This is a genomic window from Moraxella lacunata (genome assembly GCF_002027545.1).
Classification (GTDB): domain Bacteria; phylum Pseudomonadota; class Gammaproteobacteria; order Pseudomonadales; family Moraxellaceae; genus Moraxella; species Moraxella lacunata.
In genome coordinates this window covers 1-4,337 of record NZ_MXAN01000114.1, presented here as the reverse complement: position 1 = coordinate 4,337, position 4,337 = coordinate 1, and the positions used below count along the sequence as shown (strand labels likewise).

Annotated in this window: 5 protein-coding genes; all 5 read left to right on the top strand. The window is 44.4% G+C overall.

The window, feature by feature from the left end; translation table 11 throughout:
• Nucleotides 1–89: 89 nt before the first annotated feature.
• The 5 genes from B5J94_RS13145 to bfr (B5J94_RS13125) all read left to right on the top strand — a co-directional run bounded on the left by B5J94_RS13145 (nt 90) and on the right by bfr (B5J94_RS13125) (nt 4,284).
• Complete coding sequence (locus B5J94_RS13145; protein ID WP_062501177.1) at nt 90–1,337, top strand: serine hydrolase domain-containing protein; 1,248 nt, start codon at nt 90–92, stop codon at nt 1,335–1,337.
• Between the two features lie 117 nt (nt 1,338–1,454).
• On the top strand, nt 1,455–2,387 hold the full coding sequence (locus B5J94_RS13140) for a branched-chain amino acid transaminase (RefSeq protein ID WP_062501175.1): 933 nt from the start codon (nt 1,455–1,457) through the stop codon (nt 2,385–2,387).
• 216 nt (nt 2,388–2,603) lie between these two features.
• On the top strand, nt 2,604–2,798 hold the full coding sequence (locus tag B5J94_RS13135) for a (2Fe-2S)-binding protein (protein WP_062501173.1): 195 nt from the start codon (nt 2,604–2,606) through the stop codon (nt 2,796–2,798).
• A 421-nt stretch (nt 2,799–3,219) separates the two neighbouring features.
• Nucleotides 3,220–3,714 (top strand): bacterioferritin, encoded by a 495-nt coding sequence (gene bfr, locus B5J94_RS13130; RefSeq protein ID WP_062501171.1) that lies wholly within the window; start codon nt 3,220–3,222, stop codon nt 3,712–3,714.
• A 96-nt stretch (nt 3,715–3,810) separates the two neighbouring features.
• Nucleotides 3,811–4,284 (top strand): bacterioferritin, encoded by a 474-nt coding sequence (gene bfr / locus B5J94_RS13125; RefSeq protein WP_062501169.1) that lies wholly within the window; start codon nt 3,811–3,813, stop codon nt 4,282–4,284.
• Nucleotides 4,285–4,337 lie beyond the last annotated feature (53 nt).

Genomic DNA, 4,337 nt, shown 5'->3' with positions numbered 1-4,337 from the left:
TGGTATCTACGACCCAAAAAATGTCCCACACTTTGAATTTTCTCCCAAATTCTTATACAATAAGCCATTTTTATCATTAGGTACAGACCATGTGGCAAGATTTTCCCGAACTGCTTTCTAAATTACAATTTGACGACTCGCCTGCCGGTGGCTCACTGGTCATCACCCACAAAGGCGAGACGGTGGTAAACACCGCCATAGGGCAAGCCCTGACACACCAAGACTGGCACGCCCACACGCTATCGGTAAATTTCTCTATCGGCAAAGGCGTGATGGCAACGCTGGTGGCGGTGTTGGTCTCAAAGGGGCTACTAGACTATGATATGCCCATTAGTTCGTATTGGGCGGAGTTTGGGGCAGGGGGCAAAGAGCATATCACGCCACGCCACATCTTGACCCACACCGCAGGGCTGTTTAACATCACCACGCTCACCCATGACACCGATGAGCTGACCGACTGGCAGACGATGACCGCCAAAGTCGCCCAAATGTCGCCTGACACCCCCAAAGGGCAGGACGAACAGGGCTATGGCAGTGCGTATAGTGCGTTGGTTTCGGGGTGGATTTTGGGGGGATTGGTGGAGCGTGTATCGGGATTACCCTTGCAACACGCCCTAGATGAATACCTTGCTACGCCCTTAGGCATACAGGGCGAGCTGTATTATGGACTACCTGCCGATAAGCTAGGGCAAGTTGCCAAGCCAGTGCGGTATTTTGATGGCACGCCCACCACCAAACGCAAACCAACCCTAAAACCTGACACCCCAGAGATGTTGGCGGTCTATGCAGGGCTTGACATCACGCCATTGTGGGCGGATAAAGCAGAGACGCTTGGTACATCTGGCATTAATAAGCTGTATTTTGACACCGCCAAGATGAACCTTGTCAATTATAAAAACGCACTCATGCCAAACGGACGTGATGGCGTGGAATATCATCATGATAAGGTGTTGCAAGCGGTCATTCCTGCCGCCAATGGGGTCTCTACCGCCCACGCCCTAGCGACTATTTATGCCATGCACGCCAATGGTGGCGTATGGCAAGGGCAAACGCTCATCACGCCTGCGGTACTTGCTGACATGCGTGCGGTGCGTGTGGACGGTTTTGATGCGGTCATGCCTGCCAATATGCGGTGGCGGTCGGGTTTTCATCGCCTGTTTAGCTTGCAACACACGCCAAACGCCTACGGACACATGGGTTATAATGGCTCGGTGGCGTTCTGCGACCCTGACAGGCACTTGTCGTTTGCCTTTATTCATAATTTTGATACAACCATGCTAAATGACGTACGCCAGTTTGTACTATCAGAGACGGCAATCGCTCGCACCACGCCTTAAAAAACTATTGCAAAACGCCCAAACGGTGTTATAATCATGCGATTACTTTTATTTTATGAACGCTCTAAGTTTATAAAATAATTTTATTAAAAGCTCTTTTTTATCAAGGAAAAACTTATGAGTTTAGCAACCCAAGACGGCAAAATGTGGCTAGATGACAAACTAATCAACCAACCTGATGCCAAAGTCCACGTTTTGACCCACAGCCTGCATTATGGTTTGGCGGTGTTTGAAGGCGTGCGTGCCTATCAGACCCCTGACGGACGTACCGCCATTTTCCGTCTGCATGAACACACCGAACGTCTGCTTAATTCTGCCAAAATTTTTCAGCTAGACGTGCGTTATAGCCATGATGAGTTGGTCAAAGCCCAAAAAGACGTGGTGCGTGAAAATGGCTTGGCGTCTGCCTATATTCGTCCGCTCATCTGGGTGGGTTCAGAAAAGCTCGGTATCGCCGCCAAAGACAATACCATTCATTCAGCCGTTGCTGCATGGCACTGGGGGGCATATCTGGGCGAAGATGGTATCAAAAATGGTATCCGTGCCAAAACATCAAGCTATACACACCATCACCCTAACGTAACCATGTGTAAGGCAAAAGCCGCCGCCAACTATCCTGTCTCTATCCTAGCCAACCAAGAAGCGACCAAAGCAGGCTATGATGAAGCCATTCTTATGGACCCACTGGGCTACGTATGTCAAGGCTCGGGCGAGAACTTATTTTTGGTGAAAAATGGCGAGCTGCATACCCCAGACCTTGCAGGCGGAGCATTAGACGGCATTACTCGCCGTACGATTATTGAGTTCGCTCATGATTTGGGTATCAAAGTCGTAGAACGCCGTATCACTCGTGATGAGTTCTACCTTGCCGATGAGATTTTTATGACAGGCACCGCTGCCGAAGTTACCCCAATCCGTGAATATGATGACCGTGTCATCGGTAAGGGCGGACGTGGCGAGCTGACCGAAAAACTACAAACCTTGTATTTTGACGTGGTGCAAGGGCGTAATGACAAATACAAGCACTGGTTATCTTTTGTTGATGAATAATCAAATTTGATTGAGTTTTTAACAATTCCCAAGATATGATGTTTTGGGGATTTTTATTCATCAAAATTTTTAAACTTTTTTATAAAAATTATCAATTTTTGCTTGCAAATAATAATAATTATTGCTAATATAACGCCATAAGTTAATAAGAATAACCGTTCTTATTTTCGTTTAAAAAATAGCCAATCCACAACAGCATTCACCAAGGACTTCGCCATGTATGTTTGTATTTGCCATGACATCAAAGACACCCAAATCAAAACTGCCATGCTACAAGGCGTTGATAGTGTAGAAGCATTGCAAAGTGAGCTACTGGTCGGCACTTGTTGTGGCTGTTGTATGCCAATGGTGCAGGACTTGGTTGATGAACATCATGCCAAATATGTGGCGGTAGATGCCATGGCGGTGTGATTGCTGATATTTTTGTAAATATTTGGTAAATTTGTTGCTATAATATTTCTAAATATAAGCGTCTTTGCATAATCTTAACTAGATTAAAATTATCAATTAATAGTCATTTTCAAGTTGATAAAATTAACTAATAAGCCTTATTATTTGCAAATTATTAAAATAGTAAAAGGAATTGTCATCAATAATAAAAATAACAATATAATCAATAACTTAGCCTATTTGCCAAAACCATTTTCTCCAATTCACCTAAGATGATTTCTTAGGTGAAAATTTTTGTTATTGTAATAGCCATTCTCACAGCGTAAGTCGTTCGCAGTTCCTTTGCCATACAAATACCCCCTTGTCAATCCCTATCTTTGTGCTATGATATGTCCCATACAGCGTTGGCTGATTTTTCTTTATCTAACACAGGATTTTTATCATGAAATCATCTCAAAAAGTCATTGATTATCTAAATTTCTTATTGGCGGGCGAATTGGGTGCCAGAGACCAGTATTTTATCCATTCACAAATGTACGCTGAATGGGAATTGGGTAAATTGCACGACCGCATTTATCACGAAATGGAAGACGAGACCCTACATGCACGCCTGATTATCAACCGTATCATCATGCTAGGCGGTACGCCAAATATGCAAGTGGGCGAGATTAACATCGGTGCCGATGTGCCTGCCATGCTAAAAAGCGATTTGGAGCTAGAATACACCGTGCAAGAACACCTAAAAGAAGGGATTGCTATCTGTGAAGCCGAGCGTGATTATGTAACCCGTGATATGCTCGTGCGTCAGTTAGAAGACACTGAGCAAGACCACGCCCACTGGCTAGAAAAACAACTACGCTTGATTGAGCTGATGGGATTACAAAACTACCTACAAAGCCAAAGTGCTGAGCCTAACATGGTCGGTGCCACGCACTAAGTAGGGCGATAAGGCAGAAAAAGGTAAAAAAGGGGGTGTGTATGCACCCTTTTTTAAAAAATTAAACGTTGAAATTAAAGATAAAAAGGTAATAACATGAAAGGCGATAAAGACGTTATCCGTCAGTTAAATTTGGTATTGGGTCAGTCCCTAATTGCCATTAACCAGTATTTTTTGCACGCTCGTATCGTCAAAAATTGGGGCGTGGAAGAGCTAAACGACTCATTTTTTAAGCAGTCCATTCGTGAGATGAAATGGTCAGATGAGCTGATTGAGCGGGTTTTGCTGTTAGAAGGTTTGCCAAACTTACAAGATTTGGGTAAGCTCATGATTGGCGAGACCGTAGAAGAGATTTTGGCGTGTGATTTGCGTTTGGAAAAGCGTAAACATGACGTGTTGGTAGAAGCGATTGATGTATGTACCGCCAAGCGTGATTTTGTTTCTCGTGAGCTACTCATCAAGCTAAAAGACGGCAATGAAGAATACGAAGACTGGCTAGAAACCCAGCAAGAGAAGATTGCGGACATCGGCATTCAAAACTATATCCAATTACAATCAAGCGATGATTGATAAACGGATAAACAATAAAAAGGGCGAACGTGGGTTGAACCGACCCCCAAATC